Genomic DNA, 20,699 nt, shown 5'->3' on the forward strand with positions numbered 1-20,699 from the left:
AAAAGTGAATTCTGGGCGTTTGATAACCAACCTGTTTTGAACACTGCGCCCGCTTTTTAGCGGCTGGCGCCTTACCCGGCCTACGAAATTGACGATAGCAAAAAGTTGTACTGAATCCGTAGGCCCGCGCCAGCGGGCAATAGTAACGTTTGCAGCTTGTCAGCCATCAGATCTCAACGTCGCGGTTGCAGTCTTTTGAATAGATGTAGCTGAACGTTTCCCGTCCGACGCCGTATCCCGCCTGCAGGGAGTAAGCGCCCATAAAGATATAATCGCCTTGCTTGACCGGAACCCAGCTGTTGTCGAGGTTATACACTCCCTGGCCGGAGAGAATATAGGCGCCATGCTCCTGGACGTGGGTTTCAATGTAGCCGTGGCTGGCCCCCGGTGCGAAAGAGAGAATATGCATATTCATATCGAAGCCCAGCTCTTTTGGCAGGAAATCGATCAGAATAACGTCTTCCATTCCTTCATAATGAATACGCTCCAGCTGGCTGACGTTGCCGGTGACCAGATAAGGCGCATGGCCCTCTGTCGGAATATAGCGGCGCTTATAGAGGAAGAGCTGGCTATCGGCTGAATGGTTATTACTGAAAGTCATCCGCTCACCCGGCGGGCAGTAAAGATAACCGCCTTCGGCCAGCGCGAAGGATTTACCCTGAGCCCCGGCGATGATTTCTCCCTTAATCACATACAGGAAGGTTTCGATGCCTTCGCCGCCAAAACCGCTTTGATGACCGCCGTTTTCATGCAGCGTGACCAGATAATCAACAAAGGTGGCGCCTAATTTCGGCGTTGACAAAATAGTCACATCGCAATGTTCAAAACCCGGAATAACGTTCTTGACCAGACCGTCCGGCGTCAGCAGCGCGTAATTGCCGTGGCGCACGATGGAACGGCTGGCCAGTAAATCATCGCGATAGCCAAGCACATTATTTAAATAACCCATGATCGTTTCCTTATTCAGTCCAGGCCAGTTGATGCAACATTAAGGCGAGCGTTTTTACGCCTTCCGCCAGATCCTCGATATGCGTGCTTTCCGCCGGGTTATGGCTGATGCCTTTGATGCTCGGCATAAAGATCATGCAGGTCGGGAAGCAGGGAGCGAATATCTGCGCGTCGTGTCCCGCGCCGCTGTGCATCACGCGGAAATTCACCTTCTCTTTTTCACAAAGCGCGGTGAGCTGGGCCACCAGCTTCTTATCCATGGGAACCGGAGCCTCATCCATCCACAGGTCGATCTCAATGCCGATATCCATCTCCTGACAGATCCGCCGCATATCGGCCTCAATGACCTCAGTAAATGCCGTTAACTCCAGAGCATCGGTATGGCGGCAGTCCATAGTGAAGACGGTTTTGCCCGGCACCACGTTGACGGTATTCGGCTGCGGGTCGACTTTACCGAAGGTGAGCACCAGCGGGTCACCGTGGGCTTTTGCTTTGGCGATAGATTCGCAGCAGATACGGCTAAAGGCGTGGACGGTATCGCGACGGTAGCCCATTGGCGTCGTGCCGGCATGGTTAGACTCGCCGGTGAGGGTGATGGTGTAGCGACGCTGTCCGACTATGGCGTTGACCACGCCGATAGACTGCTTGTTGGTTTCCAGCACGCGACCCTGCTCAATATGCAGCTCTACGAAGGCTTTAATATCCCGGCGCGGCGCCAGCGGAGCGGCAGGTAGGCTGAAACCGCACTGCTTCATGGCATCGATAAACGCCACGCCTTTAGCGTCTTTAATTTCGCGTACGTCCGCTGGATTAGCGATGCCGACGATATTTTTGCTGCCCCAGAAGACGTAAGGGAAGCGGCTACCTTCTTCTTCCGCTAACGCCAGCACTTCCACGGTGCGCAGCGGCGCCCCGTAGGTCTCTTTTAGCCAGCGAACCGCCAGCCAGGCCGCCAGCGCGCCGAACTGGCCGTCAAGATTGCCGCCGTTAACGACGCTATCAATATGCGAACCGCTGAGGATAACCTCATCGGGAAAGCGCGTGCCGGGCAGGCGACCATAGAGATTGCCCACTTCATCAAAGCGCGTTTCCAGTCCGCTTTCGCTCATTCTTTGTTTGAATGCCTGCTGCGCCTGCAGCCATTCTGGCGAATAGAGCAGGCGGGTTATGCCCCCGGTCGGGTCGGCGCCGAAAGAGGAAAGCCAGGGCAATGTCTCTTCTATTGCCTGTCGAAAATAATGAGCCATACGCAACTCCTGTATTTTAATTTATTGAGCAAACGGGGAATTGGTTTCATAAGAGCGGTTATATAAAGCGTCCGAAACCAGATAGTCATAAATCTCATCAACGATCTCGATACCGTTGACGGCGCTGTTTTTCTCATTGATATCCAGGTTCTGCCCGGGGTAATACACTTGGTTAAATCCGGGCGCTGGCGTAATGGCGTTTAATTCACGCATGGTGTCGCTGATATGCTGGCGGAATAGCGCGCTGGAGGAGAAAAATGCCGGGTTGATGACGATATGCAGCTGGCCCAGCTCGCGTCCCTGGCTCAGGTTGTCGTACATAGAGCTGACCTGGCGGCCGAAGGGGAGATTGAGCAAAATGCCGGAGAGGACGTCGATCATCATCATCAGGCCGTAGCCTTTCGGGCCGGCTGCCGGAAGCAGGGCGTGAACGGCAAAAGGATCGCGGGTCGGCGCGCCGTTTTTATCCACCGCCCAGCTATCGGGAATGGTTTCATGGCGCGAGCGGGCGTCGAGAATTTTCCCCCATGCCTGCACCGTGGTGGCCATGTCGAAGGTGATGATATCATCGCCCTCGCCGGGCGCGGCAAAGGCCAGCGGGTTGGTTCCGTAATAGATTTCCGCCCCGCCAAAAGGCACGACCATCGGGTCTGACTGGCACAGCGAAATCCCGATTAGCCCGGCGCGGGCGGCCTGCCGGGTGAAGTAAGAGATCGCTCCGCTGTGGCCCATACGCCGGATGCCGACCACGGCCACGCCGTTTTCCCTGGCCAATTCTATCGCGTGCTCCATGCCCATTTTGGCGGCCACCTGACCGGCGGCATTATCGGCATGCAAAATACCGCTGCAGGGGCCGTTCTTTTCAAAGGTGAAGGTGGGATGACGATTGGTTCCGCCTTTTGAAATACGTTCCGCATAATATTCAACGCGAACCGCGCCGTGCGAATGAATACCCCTGGCATCGGCATAAACCAGTACATCGGCAATGATATCCGCATGATTGCGAGTAAGCCCTGCTGTATTCAGCTTATTGGCAATAAGCTGATGAAGTGTTTCCCGACTGACTTTCATCTGTCTTCCTTTTAACGACGGTGTAGAGCCTGACTGCCAAATAAAATACGGGGAAAATAAACTTAAATTGTGATCTGTATTGGTAAAAATAGTTAGTTAGATTTTATTTAATAATCACCGTGGGTTTGTCAGAAGGGACCCGGTTAATCTATTCATTAAAAAACTCGGGCTAATGCCTTCGGCTTTATTTGAAAGCGTCTTGTAATAATTCTCATGTGATTCCGGTCACGCCGTCGATAATTTTATCCCGTTAGCCTGATGGCAGATTAACCATGCTCATTCAATTGCAATGGGTGCAATTATTGGGGAGTTATTATGATCCATGCCTTTATTAAAAAGGGCTGTTTCCAGGATTCGGTCAGCTTAATGATTATTTCACGCAAGCTGAGCGAGTCGGAAAATGTCGATGATGTTTCAGTCATGATGGGCACACCGGCAAATAAATCGCTGTTGGAAACGACCGGGTTCTGGCACGACGATTTTGCCAGCGCGACGCCAAATGACATTTGCGTGGCGATCCGCACCGATTGCGCGGATGCGTCGGTTACGCAAATGATCGCCGCCCGTCTTGATGAGGCCCTTACCGCCCTGGCGCAGGGGAGCGGGCAAAGTCAGAGCCTGAGCGTGGTTCGCCGCTGGCAAAGCGCAACGCAGAAGCTACCGCAGGCCAATATGACCTTAATTTCCGTTGCCGGGGAGTACGCCGCGGAGCTTGCCCATCAGGCGCTCAGCAGCGAGAAAAACGTCATGATCTTCTCCGACAACGTCACGCTGGAAGATGAAATCGCGCTCAAAACCCGCGCCCGCGACAAAGGGCTGCTGGTCATGGGGCCGGACTGCGGCACCGCCATGATTGCCGGCACGCCGCTGGCTTTCGCCAACGTTACGCCGGAAGGCAACATCGGCGTTATTGGCGCGTCCGGCACCGGTATTCAGGAGCTGGTCTCGCAGATTGTCCTCGGCGGCGAAGGGATCAGCCATGCGATCGGTCTCGGCGGCCGCGATCTGAGCGCCGAAGTGGGCGGCATCAGCGCGCAAACGGCGCTGGAAATGCTGACCCAGGATGCGCAGAGCCAGGTGCTGGCCTTTGTTTCTAAACCTCCCGCCGAAGCGGTGCGTCTGAAGATCATCGCCGCCATGAAGCGCAGCGCGAAACCGGTGGTGGCGCTATTTCTCGGCTATACGCCGCCGATCGCCCGCGATGAAAACGTCTGGTTCGCCCGCACGCTTGACGAGGCCGGGCGTCTGGCCTGCCTGCTGGCGCGAGTGGGGCGGCGTCAGGCAAGCCTTCCCGCGGTGGCGGGCAAGCAGATTCGCGGCTTATACACCGGCGGTACGCTGGCTGCTGAATCCGCAGGATTGCTGGCAGAACGGCTGAACATTACCCCTGATGCGCATCACCCGCAGGGCATGATGCTCGACGCGCAGGGGCACCGGGTCGTCGATCTTGGTGACGATTTTTACACTGTCGGCCGTCCGCATCCGATGATCGACCCCTCCCTGCGCAACCAGCTGATTGCCGAACTTGGCGCGGAAACTCAGGTTGGCGTACTACTGCTGGACGTGGTGATTGGCTACGGCGCCACCGCCGATCCGGCCGGCTCGCTGGTCGAAGCATGCCAGCGGGCGTGGGCGACCAGAGCCGACGATAGTCCGCTGCACGTTATCGCGACGGTGACCGGAACCGAAAGCGATCCGCAGTGCCGCTCCCGTCAGATTTCAGTCCTTGAAGATGCGGGGATCGCCGTGGTCGATAGCCTGCCTGAAGCCACCTTGCTTGCCGCCGCGCTGATTAGCCCGCCGCGGAAAGCCGCTCCTGCCCCGCGCGCCGGCCTGCTGGACGGCGTGTCGGTGATTAATGCTGGCCTGCGCAGCTTTGCGCTCGATTTACAGACCGCCGGAACGCCGGTTGTTCACTATCAGTGGGCGCCGATTGCCGGTGGGAATAAGAAACTGGCTCGTTTATTAGAACGTTTGCAATAAGAGGTCTCTATGTTTACATCAGTGGCGCAGGCCAATGACGCAGTAATAGAACGAATTCGTAATGCACGTCCGCACTGGCTGGATGTGAAGCCGGCGGGTTCTTTAATCGGGGCGCTGAATCAAAACAAAACGCTGCTCCACGCCGGGCCGCCGATGCGCTGGCAGGAGATGACCGGTCCGATGAAAGGGGCCTGCATTGGCGCCTGCCTGTTCGAAGGCTGGGCGCAGGATGAGAAAACGGCCCACGCGATGCTGGAAAACGGCGAGATTACCTTTATTCCCTGCCACCACGTTAATGCCGTAGGGCCGATGGGCGGTATTACTTCGCCGAATATGCCGATGCTGGTCGTGGAGAACATCGCCGAAGGTAACCGCGCGTATTGCAACCTGAACGAAGGCATTGGCAAGGTGATGCGTTTCGGCGCCTACGGCGAAGATGTGCAGCAGCGCCTGCGCTGGATGCGCGATGTGCTGATGCCCGTTCTCAGTGCGGCGCTGAAACAGATGACGCGCGGCATTGATCTCACCGCGATGATGGCGCAGGGCATCACCATGGGCGATGAGTTCCACCAGCGCAATATCGCCACCTCCGCGCTGCTGATGCGCACGCTGGCACCGCATCTGGCGCGACTCGACCACGACAAACAACAGATCGCCGAAGTGATGGATTTTCTCGCCATCACCGATCAGTTCTTCCTCAACCTGGCGATGGCCTACTGCAAATCAGCGATGGATGCCGGGGCGCAGATCCGCGCCGGCAGTATTGTCACCGCGATGACCCGCAATGGCGATATGTTCGGTATTCGCGTTAGCGGACTGGGCGACCGCTGGTTTACCGCACCGGTGAATACGCCGCAGGGGCTGTTCTTTACCGGTTTCTCTCAGGAACAGGCCAACCCGGATATGGGCGACAGCGCCATTACCGAAACCTTCGGCATCGGCGGCGCGGCGATGATTGCGGCGCCGGGGGTGACCCGCTTTGTCGGCGCTGGCGGAATGGAGGCGGCAAAATCCGTTTCGGAGGAGATGGCGGAAATCTTCCTTGAGCGCAATATGCAGCTGCAGATTCCTGGCTGGGATTTCCAGGGCGCCTGTCTCGGACTGGATATTCGCCGGGTGGTTGAAACCGGCATTACGCCGCTCATTAACACCGGGATCGCCCATAAAGAAGCGGGGATCGGCCAGATTGGCGCCGGAACCGTCAGAGCGCCGCTGGCCTGTTTCGAGCAGGCGCTGGAAGCGCTGGCGGACGAACTGGGCGTGAGCTGAGGTAGCGCGATGGAGAGGATTCGTCCGCTGATAGGCAGCGTCGATGCGCCGGATCATCGCCAACCGTGGCGAACCGGCGGCCTCTGGCGGCGCACCATTAACCTCTACGTTGCAGGCGGCGCGCTGCTGACGCTGCATCATCGGGGGCAGGGCGTGAGCCCCGGCGGATGGGTTGTTCGTCATCGCGATTTTATCCGGCTGCACGCGGCGCTGCGGACGGGGGCGTCGCCGATAGCGCGGAATGACGGTATTCAGGTCGGCGATCTTTTGCTGATGCCGCCGCGCAGGCGCTGCTCCCTGCGGCTCCGCTGTCAATCCGTAAACGCTTATCTCCCGCCAGCGCTGATGAGTCGACCGGAGGAGACCGGGCTGTTCGGGCCGCTGTCGCAGGCTATTGAGCTGCGGCAGCATCCCGAGCTGCGCCAGCTTCGCCACTGTTTTGCCTCCGCGCTGGCCGGCAACGCCGTCGACTGGCGGCTGTGGCTGGGCAAGGGGCCGGGCCTGACGCCCAGCCTGGACGACATGCTGATCGGCATGATGCTGGCGGCGTGGCGCTCGGGGCGTATGTCACCCTGCGGCGGAAGGGCATTTTTTCGCGCCTCCGGCGATCTGCGCGCGGCCACCACTCAGGTGAGCGTCAACTATTTACGCTATGCCAGCGAGGGGCGCTTCGCTTCGCCGCTGATGCATTTTGCCTGCGCCCTGCAACGTGGACGACGTCTCGAGCCCGCCGTCGAAGCGCTGCTGGCGATGGGGCATACCTCCGGCGCCGACACGCTTCTGGGATTCTGGCTGGCGCAACATCTTATCTAAGGACTTTTTATGAAAACGCTGGTTGTTGCCCTTGGCGGCAACGCTTTATTACAGCGCGGGGAAGCGCTGACCGTAGAAAATCAGTACCGCAATATCGATAGCGCGGTTCCCGCGCTGGCGCGTCTGGCGCAGACGTATCGGCTGGCCATTGTGCACGGCAACGGGCCGCAGGTGGGTCTGCTGGCGCTGCAAAATCTGGCCTACGGCGACGTTGAGCCCTATCCGCTGGACGTGCTGGTCGCGGAGAGCCAGGGCATGATTGGCTATATGCTGGCCCAGCGCCTGGCGCAGGAATCACTCATGCCGCCGGTATCGACGGTGATGACCCGCATTACAGTCTCGTCAAACGATCCGGCCTTTTCGGCGCCGGAGAAGTTTATTGGTCCGGTTTACGATCCGGAGCTGCAAAAACGGCTGGAAGATGAGTACGGCTGGAGGATGAAGCGCGACGGTAAATATGTGCGTCGGGTGGTTCCTTCGCCGACGCCGGTGAGGATTGAGGAGAGCGAGTCGATTGAGCGTCTGCTGGGTGAGGGGCACGTGGTGATATGCTGCGGCGGCGGCGGAATTCCGGTGCTTGAGAGCGGGCATGGCGCAGAGGCGGTGATTGATAAAGACCTCGCTGCCGCGCTGCTGGCGGAGCAGATTGATGCCGATGGCCTGGCGATCCTGACCGACGCGGATGCGGTATATGAACATTGGGGCACCCCCATGCAGCGACCGATCCGCGAAGCGACGCCGGAAGAGCTGGCGCCTTTTGTCCGCGACGACGGCGCGATGGGGCCGAAAATCGCGGCGGTAAGCGGCTACGTGCGCCGTCGGGGCAAGCGGGCGTGGATTGGGGCGCTGTCGCGTATCGATGACACCCTTGCCGGGCTGGCGGGAACCTGCATTAAGCCCTGATGCACAGATAAAATCACGCGGCGAAGCAGACGCTGAAATATCCTGCGCTCTTTCCCCGGGGGCGGCGCTCGACGCGCCTTGCCCGGGCTACATGTTCGTGCGGTTTGCGGATTTGGTTGAATGGCTACGGGGCAAATGATGGTTGGTCTGGTAGCCCGGCTAAGGCGAAGCGCGCCGCAAGCCGGGATTCTGGCGAAGGATTATGCCAGAGAGGTAGCCCGGACAGGTGCGCAGCACCGCCTCCGGGACTATGGAGAGCTGGATTACGCCAGCTGCGCCTGCGCCCAGAATACACCGCTGGCGTATTCCGGCGGCAGCAGCGGCTTCAGCGCTTCCAGCGTCGCGCTCAGGCGATCGGTATCGCTGTCGGTCAGGTTCAGGTGACCGACTTTACGTCCCGGACGCACCTCTTTGTCGTACCAGTGCAGATGCACCAGCGGTAGCTTCAGCCAGTCATAGTTGAGATCGGTACCGATCAGGTTGATCATCACCGACGGGCTGTTCACTACCGGCGGCGGCAGCGGCAGATCGGTAATCGCCCGCAGATGAAGCTCAAACTGGCTGATGGACGCGCCGTTCTGCGTCCAGTGGCCGCTATTGTGCACGCGCGGCGCCAGTTCGTTAATCAGCAGACCATCAGCGGTGACAAAACACTCCATCGCCATCACGCCAACGTAGCCCAGCTCATTCATGATCGCCGACAGCATCTGCTCGGCCTGCGCCTGCTGACGGGCGTTGGCCTGCGGAAAGGCGACGCTGGCGCGTAAAATACCGTCCTGATGCAGGTTGCGGGTCAGCGGATAGAAGACCGTGCTGCCGTCCCGGGCGCGTGCGCCGACCAGCGACACTTCGGCGGAGAAGTTAATCCCCTGCTCAACGATACACTCGCCGTAGTTATCATCCGGCAGCTGCGCGGTTTCATTTTCCCGCAAACGCCACTGACCGCGGCCATCATAGCCGCCGACGCGGCGCTTAACGATAGCCAGCTCGCCGAGACGGGCGAATACCGTCGGCCATTCGCTTTTCTCCGCCAGAAGCTGCCACGGCGCGGTAGCGAGCTCCAGCTTATCGAACAGCTGCTTTTGCGTCAGACGGTCGGCGATAACCGGAAAAACGTCGCGGTTGACGAAGGCGGAATGACGCGCCAGCTCGCGGGTCAGCGCCGTTTCCGGCCAGCGTTCAATCTCTGCGGTAATCACGCTTTGCTGTACCGGCACCGCTTCCGGGTCGGCTTCGAGACCGACCGGCCAGACCGCAATACCCAGCGGTTCGCCAGCCTGGCGCAGCATTCGGCCTAGCTGGCCGTTACCGAGAACGCAAACTTGTTTCATGCCGCACCCCGCGGATCCGGGTTATCCAGCACTTCATCGGTTTGCGCCTGGCGCCAGGCGCTGAGGCGCTGGTGCAGTTCCGCATCGTGCTGGGCGAGGATCTGCGCCGCCAGCAGGGCGGCGTTGGCGGCACCGGCTTTACCGATAGCCAGCGTACCAACCGGGATACCGCGCGGCATCTGAACGATGGAGTAGAGGCTGTCTACGCCGCTCAGCGCTGCGCTCTGCACCGGCACGCCCAACACCGGCACCAGCGTTTTCGCCGCAATCATGCCCGGCAGATGCGCCGCGCCGCCCGCACCGGCAATAATCACCTGAAAACCATTGCCTTGCGCGCCTTCGGCGAAGCTGAACAGTTTATCGGGGGTGCGGTGGGCGGAGACCACTTCGACATGGTACGGAACGTTCAGGGCATCAAGGATTTCTGCGGTAAACTGCATGGTAGCCCAGTCGCTTTTGGACCCCATCACGATGGCGATACGCGCCGAATTATTGCGGGAAGACATGCGTCTTAAAACTCCTGTGGGTGTGTTGCACACTGCTTTAGAGGCCACAGAGAATAGCATGAACTCCCGGCAAGGAAAACGGTTGCGTGCGCATGGCTAGCCCTCTTTTGTCTCGTCGTGACTGGGGGCAACGCGCCGGTTATGGGCGGTGGTCGCGCTGGCAAAAAAGGTAAAAACCAGCACCACTCCCCAGGGCAGCATAAGAATGCTCATGACCAGCATGTAGATTTGCACAAAGCGCTCATCGTGCGGCCGCGTACAAAGCAGATAAATTGCGTAAAAATAGAGGATCCAAAGTAGCGCTGCGATTCCCAGCACGGTCAGCGAACCGAAGTAGATAAACACCAGACCAAAATAGCTGGCGGTAATCGGGCCGATGACGGCGATAACCATGCCCCAAATTAGGGGCTGACTCCATTTTTGCATGCTCGTTCCTTGAGTGTGGTTTGCTGGAAAATTAACCTGGGGTTAAACGTCAGGACAGCCATTCTGCTGCCTGAAGAGTATTTTCGGAATAGTGCTTGCTGGAACTCAGAAGGGGAACTGAATCAGTTCGACCTTTTCGGCCGTCACTTTGACCATGGAGCCTTCGTGATGCCATGCGCCCAGAACCACGCGATATGCGGATTGACCGTTGGCTTCTAGCGGATGGACGGCAGGACGGTGCGTATGCCCGTGAATTAGCCATTGAACGTGATGTTTTTCCATAACGTCAACGACCGCCTGCGGATTCACATCCATAATTTCCATCGACTTGCTGCTGTTAGCCGCTTTGCTGTCGGCGCGCATTCTGGCAGCGATACGGCGGCGGATAAACAGCGGTAGGGCCAGAAACAGGCGTTGGATCCAGGGATTGTGCACTTTCGCGCGAAACGCCAGATAGCCTGCATCGTCGGTGCAGAGGGTGTCGCCGTGCATAATCAGCACCTTGCGCCCGTAGAGGTCGAGAAGCTTCTCTTCCGGCAGCAGGGTCATGGCGCTTTCGCGGGCAAAGCGCTGACCGACGAGAAAATCGCGGTTGCCGTGAAGGAAGTAGCAGGGGACGCCGGAATCGACCAGCGCTTTCAGCGCTGAAGCGATTTGCCGATGCAGCGGGTTGGGATCGTCATCGCCGATCCAGGCTTCAAACAGGTCGCCGAGGATATACAGGGCGTCCGCCTTGCGGGCTTCCCCCTGTAAAAAGCGCAGAAAACCGGCGGTAATCGCCGGTTCTTCCGTTTGCAGATGTAAATCCGCAATAAAAAGTGTCGCCACGAATTATTCGCTGACGGTGACGCTTTTGATCACAACATCTTCTTTCGGCACATCCTGATGCATGCCGCTGCGGCCGGTGGCGACCGCTTTGATTTTGTCGACCACGTCCATACCCTCAACGACTTCTGCGAATACGCAGTAGCCCCAACCCTGCAGGCTTTCGCCGGAGAAGTTCAGGAAGTCGTTATCGGCGACGTTGATGAAGAACTGCGCGGTGGCGGAGTGAGGCGCCTGAGTACGGGCCATTGCCAGGGTGCCGCGGGTGTTTTTCAGACCGTTGTTAGCTTCGTTCTGAATAGGAGATTTGGTGGTTTTCTGATTCATGCCCGGCTCAAAACCGCCGCCCTGAATCATAAAACCGTTGATGACACGGTGGAAAATGGTGTTGTCGTAGAAACCTTCACGACAGTAGTCCAGGAAGTTTTTAACTGTTTCCGGCGCTTTGTCGTCAAACGTCTTGATTACGATATCGCCATGATTGGTGTGGAAAGTAACCATTTTTGCATCCTGTTCCGATGATTGTGGTGCCTGCACCCGGTGTCGGGTGAGATATAGGGGGCTGTTATAGCATAACCGCGAGGTTGGATCACCTTGCAATGTGTGCTGCTTCGGGGTTGAATTAAGGTTAGAATACGCGACTTATATCCACACACGTCTACACGGAATCTTCGATGTTAAAAATTTTTAATACACTGACGCGCCAAAAAGAAGAATTTAAACCTATCCATGCCGGGGAAGTTGGCATGTACGTGTGTGGTATTACCGTTTACGACCTCTGTCACATCGGCCATGGCCGTACCTTCGTCTCCTTCGACGTGGTTGCGCGTTATCTGCGTTTTTTAGGCTACAAGCTAAAGTATGTGCGCAACATCACCGACATTGACGACAAAATCATCAAGCGTGCCAATGAAAACGGCGAGAGCTTTGTTGCGCTGGTGGACCGCATGATTGCCGAGATGCACAAAGACTTCGACGCGCTGAATATCCTGCGCCCGGATATGGAGCCGCGAGCGACTCATCACATTGCGGAAATTATTGAGATTACCGAGCAGCTGATCGCTAAAGGCCACGCGTATGTTGCCGACAACGGCGACGTTATGTTCGATGTCCCAACCGATCCGAACTATGGCCAGCTGTCGCGTCAGGATCTCGACCAGCTGCAGGCCGGCGCGCGCGTTGATGTCGTTGACGTCAAGCATAATCCAATGGACTTTGTGCTGTGGAAAATGTCGAAAGAGGGCGAGCCAAGCTGGCCGTCGCCGTGGGGCGCGGGCCGTCCAGGCTGGCACATTGAGTGTTCAGCGATGAACTGCAAACAGCTGGGCAACCATTTTGATATTCACGGCGGTGGTTCGGATCTGATGTTTCCGCACCATGAAAACGAAATCGCCCAGTCCACCTGCGCCCACGACGGCGAGTACGTGAACTACTGGATGCACTCCGGGATGGTGATGGTTGACCGCGAGAAGATGTCAAAATCGCTGGGCAACTTCTTTACCGTGCGCGACGTCCTGAAGTTCTATGACGCGGAAACCATTCGCTACTTCCTGATGTCCGGCCACTATCGCAGTCAGCTGAACTACAGCGAAGAGAACTTAAAACAGGCGCGTTCCGCGCTGGAGCGTCTGTATACCGCGCTGCGCGGAACCGATAAAACCGCAGCGCCGGCCGGCGGCGAAGCGTTTGAAGCGCGCTTCATTGAAGCGATGGACGACGATTTTAATACTCCGGAGGCTTATTCCGTGCTGTTTGATATGGCGCGTGAGGTTAACCGCCTGAAAACCGAAGATGCCGCCGCGGCCAACGCGATGGCGGCGCATATGCGTAAGCTCTCTGCGGTGCTCGGTCTGCTCGAACAGGAGCCGGATGCCTTCCTGCAGAGCGGCGCGCAGGCGGACGACGGGGAAGTGGCGGAAATCGAGTCTTTGATTCAGCAACGTCTGGACGCGCGTAAAGCGAAAGATTGGGCGGCGGCGGATGCCGCGCGTGACCGTCTCAATGAGATGGGCATCGTGCTGGAAGATGGCCCGCAGGGTACCACCTGGCGCCGTAAGTAGTCTCATTCTCTCTTTTTAGCCGGGGCCATCCCCGGCATTTTTTTGCCCTGACTCAGGCTAAGAAACGAAGCGCGGTCCTGATTTCGCCTTCGCACGCTCCCAACCAGCGGCTGAAGCGTTCGTCGGGGAGAAGTGGTGTCAGGCGGAAGTGCAGGTTGCCGGAGGCCGCCAGGGGACCGGCTGTGCTACAAAGGACGTGGTATCGGAAGATGGCGGCGCTGACTGAAGTGCAGGAAAACGAGAGACCATCTGTCGGGATGGGGGGACAGGCGCCGGTTGCGGCGCCTGAACGTTTTACTCGGTAACGGTAACGCTCTGACCTTCAAAGCTGACCGTCTGACCGGCGACGATTTTACAGCGTTTACGGGTTTCCACCGCACCGTCGACTTTGACCAGACCGTCGGCGATAGCGATTTTAGCCTGCGCGCCGCTTTCGCTCCAGCCTTCCAGCTTCAGCAGATCGCACAGTTCAACGTGCGGGTGTTTGCCTAAAGAAAAATTCGCCATCTCAGGCCTCCTGAATATCGTGATACTCTTCACACGCCTGCAGCGTGTTCTGAATGAGCGTGGCTACGGTCATCGGGCCGACGCCGCCGGGAACCGGCGTAATGTACGACGCGCGCGCGGCGGCATCTTCATAAACGACATCGCCAACCACTTTGCCGCTTTCCAGGCGGTTAATCCCGACATCGATCACGATCGCGCCTTCTTTAATCCACTCGCCCGGAATAAAGCCCGGTTTACCTACAGCCACAATCAGCAGATCGGCGTTTTCAACGTGATGACGCAGGTTTTTGGTAAAACGGTGGGTTACGGTGGTAGTACAGCCTGCCAGCAGCAGCTCCATGCTCATCGGGCGTCCGACGATGTTGGAGGCGCCAATGACCACCGCGTTCAGGCCGTAGGTATCAATGTTGTAACGCTCGAGCAGCGTGACGATCCCGCGCGGCGTGCATGGACGCAGGCGCGGGGCGCGCTGGCACAGGCGGCCAACGTTATACGGGTGGAAACCGTCAACGTCTTTGTCCGGCGAAATGCGCTCCAGCACTTTGACATTATCAATGCCGGCGGGCAGCGGCAGCTGAACCAGGATGCCGTCGATAGCGCTATCCGCATTCAGGGTGTCGATAAGTTCCAGCAGCTCTGCTTCGCTGGTGGTTTCCGGGAGATCGTACGAGCGGGAGACGAAGCCTACCTCTTCACACGCTTTGCGCTTGCTGCCGACATAAATCTGCGATGCCGGGTTGCTGCCGACCAGCACGACGGCCAGGCCTGGTGCTCGAAATCCGGCCGCCACGCGAGCCTTCACTTTTTCCGCAACCTCAGAGCGTACCTGCTGCGCAATCGTTTTACCGTCAATAATTTTTGCTGCCATCAGAGAGAGGATTCCATCTGTATCTTTACGAAAGGGGGATGGCGATATTTTGTCAGAAGCCAGCCTCGCTGTCAGTCTTCGTTTAAGATTTTATCTTGCTTTGGTAAGGCGACCGCTGCAATCCCTGCATAATCCTGCCGCGAGCGGAGCCAAAAAGCGCATGGAGTCGAAAGCAAAGTTACCGTGCATAAACATAAGGTTGAATAAACTTTATACTCCTTTCGCAGCTAAACCAGGCAGGTTGCACAGACAACCGCAGTTTCGCGGCAAAATACATTGACTCATCAGGCGTGGACCGTATAATTCCGGCGATTGCACATCACGAAGCTCCCGCTTCTCAATGCGCCCTTAGCTCAGCTGGATAGAGCAACGGCCTTCTAAGCCGTAGGTCACAGGTTCGAACCCTGTAGGGCGTACCATTTTGCAGTAAACAGACGTTATTCTACGTCTTTTTTTATGCCCTAAATTCAGTAGGTTGGCTGATTTCTGTGCGATAAGGTCGTTTATTATTCTGCCTGCTTAGCCATTATTCAGCCCTATCTGCTGGCGGAACACTACGTTGTTTTGACCAGCACAAAAATCTTTTACTTTAAATCTCCCCCCTGTATTCTGTGCAGCTGGATTTCTCCCAGCGACAATTCGCAGAGATACCCATGGCCCGCAATCATGTTCTCTTCACCTCACTTTCGCGCCGTAAACGTCGGAGCGCGACTCTCAAAATCAAAAATCTTATCTACAAAGAGCGTGCTGTCTGGGGCGGCGTCTTCTATGACGAATGCGAACATGATGCGGCAGTTGCCAGCGGGGGCTGGACCTGGAGCGATATAGTTTTTCTCGGTCGTGACCCAGCCGTTTTCTGGAATGCGGAGATCATCACGGCGAATGTGGCTTTTAGCGATGAGATAGAAGAGGCTGCTTTCAATGAGGCGCTATTGCGGCTTGACGCTGCCAGCCAGCGTCAGGCAATGCATCTCGATTTCATACCAGATATTAATCGCGATGGAAAAACGATTAGCTATACATGGGGACGAAAGCCTCAACGGAATGACTCGCAGCTTGAGGGATTATCCATAAGTGATTTTGCCGATAAACGTGCGCGAGAAATTGCGCGTACTAATCCACCGCCAGTTTATTGCGGTTACCGCATATTGCCGGGCTACGCAGCAGGAATCGGCTTGAAAATGGTGGTTGACGCTGAAGTGCTCAGTCGGAGTGTAATTGAAAGCGCTATTGCTGATTTTCTCGCTCGCGGAGAACAAAACTGGTTTTCTGACGTGCCTGCCCTTGTCCACTACATTGACAATATCTACTGCAAACCGCTTAACGAGGCATCCTGAGCGAGTCAATATGGCCCCATTGAACGCCAAAATGACTTTCTTCATATCCACGCGGTTGATGACCGCGCTCAATATGAGGAAGAACCATGGCAAGAACCCGTGCGGAACGACGCCATCACATGCGTCGCATGAGGCATAAACGGCGAAACGACAACGCTGTGCGTAACGGCAGTCCAAAAGATCAGGGGCGCCACTATACCACTCCATGTTGTTGTTCCTGTTGGATGTGTGGGCACAAGCGTGACTGGTACGGACCAGGCATACAGGAGCAGCGCGCGCAGGCAAAATATAAGGAGGACATATGAGGTAACTATCCATAGCAGGAACCTTTAATGTCTGTTTTTAATTCACGAAGAGACCGCGATCGTAACGGTAAACCCAAACCACATTGCCATGTTGGCTATCCAGGGTTCGAAGGAAAGATGATGCACCATCGTCATCGCGCTTCCTGGCTTTGGCCCGACTTTAACACTTGTCATTGCCCGTCGACCTGGACGCGTATGTTTATGACCAGACCCCGTCGGGCGAAGGAGTTCGTAGCGCTCCGGCGAATCATGAAAGGAGGCGATCCTGACGGGATCTTATTTCCTCATCGCTCCAGGCCCTACGTGTACTATTACTGAGTCCGGTTTTTTTCCTTAAGGACGCAGAGTGCTGACAAAGCCCTGGCAGAAAAGCCGGGGCTTTCATCTTATTATTATTCTGAATCCGGACGTTATTATAGCGCTGTGGGCCACGCTTCATTATTCCCTGGCGTAAATCTCAAGGGAGTAGAAGGAGGGCTTCGTATCGAGAATAACAATCGTTTCAGAACGTCCCCGGATCTATGTAGCAAAAGGAGCTGTCTTTTCCGAATATGCGGATGCGTCTTTTTATTATTTGTAAAGCCGGGATATTCGTGCCGCTTAAAAGAATAACTCTCAAAAATGAGAAGCCGATCGTTTGAGCAGGACTTTTGTCCTCCGTACCTGACTTACCGCAGGATACACTTTCAGCATATCTTCACTAATAAAATTCTGGAGCTGTTATGACTGCACATATTAATGCCAAATCCGGCGATTTTGCTTCAACTGTTATTATGCCTGGCGATCCCTTGCGCGCTAAATTTATCGCTGAAAATTATCTGCTGGACTATCGGGAAGTGACGAACGTTCGCAATATGCTGGGATACACAGGTTATTATTTCGGGCAGCCTGTATCGGTGATGGGACATGGAATGGGAATACCATCAATGACGCTTTATGCCCATGAACTGGTTAATGACTTTGGCGTTAAGAGAATCATTCGCGTAGGCAGCCTGGGGGCGACTCAGCAGCATGTTAAAATGCGTGACATTATATTGGCTGTTGCCGCCGGAACAGATTCTATCACCAACCTGAAACGCAGTTCAGGTTATTCAATGGCGACATCCGCTGATTTTAAACTGTTGCATCAGGCATGGTTGATTGCGCAAAAAAGTGGCATTGATATAAAAGTTGGCAACGTCTTTAGCGGCGATCTCTATTACGACCCGGATGAAAATCTGATCCCTGCGCTGGAGAAGTTTGGAGTGCTGGGGATTGATATGGAAGTTGCCGGTCTTTATGCCTTAGCTCATCAGTTTGCAATTGAAGCTCTTGCCATTTTAACGGTCTCCGATCATTGCCTCACCGGAGAAGAGACCACAGCTGAAGAGCGGCAGTTAACTTTCAATAATATGATCGAGCTGGCTCTGAATACGGCGATTACAGCTTAGCTCTTGTTCAATTGACACCAGTAGGGGTGTTTTATATGAAAAATAAACTCTCACTTACCCTAATTAGCTTTCTGGCGAACTTTATTATGGCGGGGTTTGCCAGCCAGTTTGGCATGCTGATTGAGCCCATTGCAGAGCATTATAATGCGGATATCAACGCGGTTGCGTCTATTTTCTCTTTACTCAACGGAGGAGCCCTGGCAGGGACGATAGCGGCATTTTTCCTTATTGAAAAAATCGGCGTAAAACGCATGACGCTGATGATCTACTCCGTGGTTTTCCTTTGCGCGCTGGCGATGCATGTAAGCAGTGAACTGTGGTCTGTTATGGTGGCGATGACCCTGGTGGGGCTCTGCGGCGGCATTGGCCTGTGCGTAGCGGGTACCATCGTGGTTTCCGTTTGGCAGGACCGTATCCAGAGCACGATGCTGGTGGTCCAGGATGCCACCTTCAACGTTGCGGGCGTGATCTTCCCGCTGATCACCACCTTTGCCCTGACGCACAACATGTCATGGAGCTACAGTTACCTGAGCGTCGGTATGGTGGCGCTTGTCACGCTGGGGATTGTGGCCCTGACCCGCTTCAATGCCTGTGAAGCAGCGCCCTCTTCGGGCCCCTCAGACGCGGTAAAATCCGAATGGAACCCTGGAATTATCAGCGGCGGGATTGGCCTGTTTCTTGGCATGCTGGCGCTTTATACCTTCCTGACATGGGCGCCGCTGTTTGTGAAAAACAAATTTGGCATTCCCTTTGAAGAGGCTGGAAACATCATTACTCAATATTGGGGAGCTGCGCTGGTGGGGGCATTAGTTTCAACCGGTATTGTCGCCCGGGTGAAGATACACTATTTTTTGTTGAGCATTATTTTACTGGCCTGCGTCATTACGACGATTATCGTCACTAAAGAAACGCTTTCTGGCTTAGATTACCTGGCTTACAGCTATGGCTTTGTATGTGCAGCGCTTTACAACTCGTTTATTGCCTATGGCGTATCCTTTGTTAAACGCGCCAGCAGTCAAAATGTATCTTATATATTAATTAGCGGAAGCGCGGGCGCCATGTTTAGCCCGGCGATCAGCGCGTTAATGGAAAAAACGATGGGACTGCAGAAAATCATGTATGCGATACCTGTTTTATATTTCATTATTTTTGTCATGCTGGTGGCTACCCTTAAATTAAAACGTAAAGTAGTACAATAAAACCATCTCTCTTTTCAGTTTAACTTTGCGGAATTGCTCCATTGCAGGAGTAATAAGGCTCAGGTTTTATCAAAGGAATGGAATATGTTTAATGCCAAAAAAACATTATTAGCAATGATAATTAGCGTTGGCTGTTCTCAGGCAATAGCAGCTGACTATCGTGACGGCAATATCAGAAAGAATGACTTTAGCTGGATGCAAATGAATCTTATGCAGAGCGTGGATGCTAAAGTCCCATACGGAATTCGCAACGATACCTATCTTGAACTTGAGTTTGGCGCGCGCTCGGGTATTGTCGATCTTTACGGCTATGTTGATATTTTTGACATCTTTGACAGTAAACATGACGATCGCCATGGCGGAGATAACTTTTTTGCTAAGATATCGCCGCGTTTTTCACTGGATGCCATTTTCAACAAAGATTTATCCGTCGGCCCATTCAACGAGTTTTATATCGCAACGGTCAATAACATTGGCGATCGCGAATTATTTGAGCACTATATAGGGCTTGGTACGGATGTGAAAGTCCCGTGGTTCGGGATGGTAGGGATGAACGTCTATGCTCACTATGTACGGGAAAACTATGGCGCCGAAAACGAAGGCAAGTGGGACGGATATATGTTCTCCACGAACTGGTCAACCCCCTTTTACCAGTTTGCCAATGGTAGCTATTTAAATTACCAGGGGTATTTCGATTATCAGTTTGCGGCGAATAAAAATAGCGATCGGTCGCTTTACAGTAACAATGCGATTGAATGGTATAACGGTATCTACTGGCATACGGAAAATTATGCCGTAGGTTACGGCTTGAAATATTTCCGCAATATGGCGTTGATGCAAAACCACGGCGGCGCAGGCCGTACAACCGGGCTTGGGCACTACTTTAGTCTCACCTGGAAGTTTTAATTGGATATGAATGGCGCGCCGTCTCCGGCGCGTCATTCAGCAATATCGTTGCCGAGAAACTTCCGCAACCCATCAAGATCCTGAATTGCAATGCCTTGTTTAGTTCGTACTACCAGTCCGGCATCAATCAGCGCTTTAACCGCGCGGCGATAAACGCGGTCGGTGGTGCCGAATCTTTCCGCTTCCTGATAATTCTTACTGAATCCATCCATTGGCTGTTTGTTCAGGTGCTGCCGGTAGAGGTCATAGGCAACATTATGAACGATGGGGTAGAGCATGCGATGCAAGAAGATTTCCAGCATATCCTGGTAGTCTACCGCCATGGCGCTGGCAAAAAATATCGCCAGTTTAGGATGTTGATTCAATGCTTCTTCGAGCCGCTCGCAGCTGCATACCGCAACGGTAAGTGGTTCCTCTGCTACGATATCCAGCTGACAGCGATAGCCTGTGAAAAACTCCATTTCACCAAAGAGTTGCTCATCGCATTCCATTGCACCCAGCTGGAAGCGACGGCCGTTTTCCGCGCTGTAACGCAGAGATATTCTGCCCGATTCGACCATGATTAAGCGGTCAACAACCTGGCCCTGATGATAAAGATGCTCATTTTCGGCAATAAGCTGCTTATCTGAGAGTAGCTCGCGAAACGTTCTCTCGATAAATGCATCATCCTGTTGCCAAATGCTATGAAAACGACCTTTGGTGAGTGGTTTAAGCTGCATATTTTGCTATCTGTAAAGAAGCGAATCCCTGCTTTTGAATGATATT

General features: G+C 55.0%; 21 protein-coding genes and 1 tRNA gene. 10 read left to right on the forward strand and 12 right to left on the reverse strand.

Going from position 1 to position 20,699, the window contains the following annotated elements; all coding sequences use genetic code 11:
• Window positions 1-166 precede the first annotated feature (166 nt).
• From allE to allD, 3 genes are read right to left on the reverse strand one after another with little or no spacing between them, the layout of a single operon-like run.
• Window positions 167-949 (reverse strand): (S)-ureidoglycine aminohydrolase, encoded by a 783-nt coding sequence (allE, locus tag KO1_RS05320; RefSeq protein WP_023320471.1) that lies wholly within the window; start codon window positions 947-949, stop codon window positions 167-169.
• Window positions 950-959: 10 nt separating this feature from the next.
• On the reverse strand, window positions 960-2,195 hold the full coding sequence (gene allC / locus KO1_RS05325; protein WP_004099758.1) for an allantoate deiminase: 1,236 nt from the start codon (window positions 2,193-2,195) through the stop codon (window positions 960-962).
• A 21-nt stretch (window positions 2,196-2,216) separates the two neighbouring features.
• Entirely contained in the window at window positions 2,217-3,266 is a 1,050-nt protein-coding gene (gene allD, locus KO1_RS05330) for an ureidoglycolate dehydrogenase (protein ID WP_004099759.1), read from the reverse strand.
• Between the two features lie 315 nt (window positions 3,267-3,581).
• On the opposite strand from allD, the gene KO1_RS05335 reads away from it, so the two are divergent.
• Genes KO1_RS05335 through KO1_RS05350 form a run of 4 tightly spaced genes read left to right on the forward strand, consistent with a single transcriptional unit; the run spans window position 3,582 to window position 8,234 of the window.
• Window positions 3,582-5,249 carry an acyl-CoA synthetase FdrA gene (locus tag KO1_RS05335; protein ID WP_004099761.1) on the forward strand — a complete coding sequence of 556 codons (1,668 nt, stop codon included), beginning with the start codon at window positions 3,582-3,584 and terminating at the stop codon, window positions 5,247-5,249.
• A gap of 9 nt (window positions 5,250-5,258) precedes the next feature.
• Window positions 5,259-6,518 (forward strand): YlbE family protein, encoded by a 1,260-nt coding sequence (locus tag KO1_RS05340; protein ID WP_004099762.1) that lies wholly within the window; start codon window positions 5,259-5,261, stop codon window positions 6,516-6,518.
• Between the two features lie 9 nt (window positions 6,519-6,527).
• Window positions 6,528-7,331 carry an oxamate carbamoyltransferase subunit AllH family protein gene (locus tag KO1_RS05345; protein ID WP_004099764.1) on the forward strand — a complete coding sequence of 268 codons (804 nt, stop codon included), beginning with the start codon at window positions 6,528-6,530 and terminating at the stop codon, window positions 7,329-7,331.
• Window positions 7,332-7,340: 9 nt separating this feature from the next.
• Entirely contained in the window at window positions 7,341-8,234 is an 894-nt protein-coding gene (locus tag KO1_RS05350; RefSeq protein WP_004099766.1) for a carbamate kinase, read from the forward strand.
• Between the two features lie 263 nt (window positions 8,235-8,497).
• Here the strand turns inward: KO1_RS05350 and purK are convergent, their stop codons facing one another.
• The 5 genes from purK to ppiB form a co-directional block, all read right to left on the reverse strand.
• A complete protein-coding gene (gene purK / locus KO1_RS05355) occupies window positions 8,498-9,565 on the reverse strand; it encodes a 5-(carboxyamino)imidazole ribonucleotide synthase (protein WP_004111076.1) in 1,068 nt (355 codons plus the stop codon).
• The gene (gene purE, locus KO1_RS05360; RefSeq protein ID WP_024273859.1) at window positions 9,562-10,071 is read right to left on the reverse strand and encodes a 5-(carboxyamino)imidazole ribonucleotide mutase; all 510 of its coding nucleotides are present in this window, start codon (window positions 10,069-10,071) and stop codon (window positions 9,562-9,564) included. The genes purK and purE overlap by 4 nt, the downstream gene beginning before the upstream one ends.
• Window positions 10,072-10,167: 96 nt before the next feature.
• Complete coding sequence (locus KO1_RS05365) at window positions 10,168-10,497, reverse strand: hypothetical protein (protein WP_004099771.1); 330 nt, start codon at window positions 10,495-10,497, stop codon at window positions 10,168-10,170.
• Window positions 10,498-10,602: 105 nt separating this feature from the next.
• Complete coding sequence (lpxH, locus tag KO1_RS05370; protein ID WP_024273860.1) at window positions 10,603-11,325, reverse strand: UDP-2,3-diacylglucosamine diphosphatase; 723 nt, start codon at window positions 11,323-11,325, stop codon at window positions 10,603-10,605.
• A 3-nt stretch (window positions 11,326-11,328) separates the two neighbouring features.
• Window positions 11,329-11,823 carry a peptidylprolyl isomerase B gene (gene ppiB, locus KO1_RS05375; protein ID WP_004099775.1) on the reverse strand — a complete coding sequence of 165 codons (495 nt, stop codon included), beginning with the start codon at window positions 11,821-11,823 and terminating at the stop codon, window positions 11,329-11,331.
• 173 nt (window positions 11,824-11,996) lie between these two features.
• Between ppiB and cysS the strand changes: the two genes are divergently transcribed.
• Window positions 11,997-13,382, forward strand: a complete 1,386-nt coding sequence (gene cysS / locus KO1_RS05380; protein WP_004099777.1) for a cysteine--tRNA ligase — start codon at window positions 11,997-11,999, stop codon at window positions 13,380-13,382.
• Window positions 13,383-13,676: 294 nt separating this feature from the next.
• On the opposite strand, the gene ybcJ is transcribed toward cysS, so the two are convergent.
• The gene (gene ybcJ, locus KO1_RS05385; protein WP_004099787.1) at window positions 13,677-13,889 is read right to left on the reverse strand and encodes a ribosome-associated protein YbcJ; all 213 of its coding nucleotides are present in this window, start codon (window positions 13,887-13,889) and stop codon (window positions 13,677-13,679) included.
• A 1-nt stretch (window position 13,890) separates the two neighbouring features.
• The gene (gene folD, locus KO1_RS05390) at window positions 13,891-14,757 is read right to left on the reverse strand and encodes a bifunctional methylenetetrahydrofolate dehydrogenase/methenyltetrahydrofolate cyclohydrolase FolD (RefSeq protein WP_004099791.1); all 867 of its coding nucleotides are present in this window, start codon (window positions 14,755-14,757) and stop codon (window positions 13,891-13,893) included.
• A gap of 342 nt (window positions 14,758-15,099) precedes the next feature.
• On the opposite strand from folD, the gene KO1_RS05395 reads away from it, so the two are divergent.
• Window positions 15,100-15,176: transfer RNA gene (locus KO1_RS05395), tRNA-Arg, on the forward strand.
• 234 nt (window positions 15,177-15,410) lie between these two features.
• The gene (locus tag KO1_RS05400) at window positions 15,411-16,094 is read left to right on the forward strand and encodes a hypothetical protein (protein ID WP_004099802.1); all 684 of its coding nucleotides are present in this window, start codon (window positions 15,411-15,413) and stop codon (window positions 16,092-16,094) included.
• Between the two features lie 347 nt (window positions 16,095-16,441).
• On the opposite strand, the gene KO1_RS28830 is transcribed toward KO1_RS05400, so the two are convergent.
• Window positions 16,442-16,573 carry a hypothetical protein gene (locus KO1_RS28830; RefSeq protein ID WP_257020572.1) on the reverse strand — a complete coding sequence of 44 codons (132 nt, stop codon included), beginning with the start codon at window positions 16,571-16,573 and terminating at the stop codon, window positions 16,442-16,444.
• Window positions 16,574-17,121: 548 nt separating this feature from the next.
• Between KO1_RS28830 and deoD the strand changes: the two genes are divergently transcribed.
• The 3 genes from deoD to KO1_RS05415 all read left to right on the forward strand — a co-directional run bounded on the left by deoD (window position 17,122) and on the right by KO1_RS05415 (window position 19,934).
• Window positions 17,122-17,829, forward strand: a complete 708-nt coding sequence (deoD, locus tag KO1_RS05405) for a purine-nucleoside phosphorylase (protein ID WP_016808742.1) — start codon at window positions 17,122-17,124, stop codon at window positions 17,827-17,829.
• A 35-nt stretch (window positions 17,830-17,864) separates the two neighbouring features.
• Complete coding sequence (gene tsgA, locus KO1_RS05410) at window positions 17,865-19,028, forward strand: MFS transporter TsgA (RefSeq protein WP_004099812.1); 1,164 nt, start codon at window positions 17,865-17,867, stop codon at window positions 19,026-19,028.
• A gap of 84 nt (window positions 19,029-19,112) precedes the next feature.
• On the forward strand, window positions 19,113-19,934 hold the full coding sequence (locus KO1_RS05415) for a nucleoside-specific channel-forming Tsx family protein (RefSeq protein ID WP_004099814.1): 822 nt from the start codon (window positions 19,113-19,115) through the stop codon (window positions 19,932-19,934).
• Between the two features lie 32 nt (window positions 19,935-19,966).
• On the opposite strand, the gene KO1_RS05420 is transcribed toward KO1_RS05415, so the two are convergent.
• Window positions 19,967-20,653: a Crp/Fnr family transcriptional regulator gene (locus KO1_RS05420; protein WP_004099815.1), complete on the reverse strand. Its 687-nt coding sequence runs from the start codon at window positions 20,651-20,653 to the stop codon at window positions 19,967-19,969.
• Between the last annotated feature and the right edge of the window lie 46 nt (window positions 20,654-20,699).

Origin of the sequence: Klebsiella oxytoca NBRC 105695 (assembly GCF_001598695.1) — a bacterium.
GTDB classification, from domain to species: domain Bacteria; phylum Pseudomonadota; class Gammaproteobacteria; order Enterobacterales; family Enterobacteriaceae; genus Klebsiella; species Klebsiella oxytoca.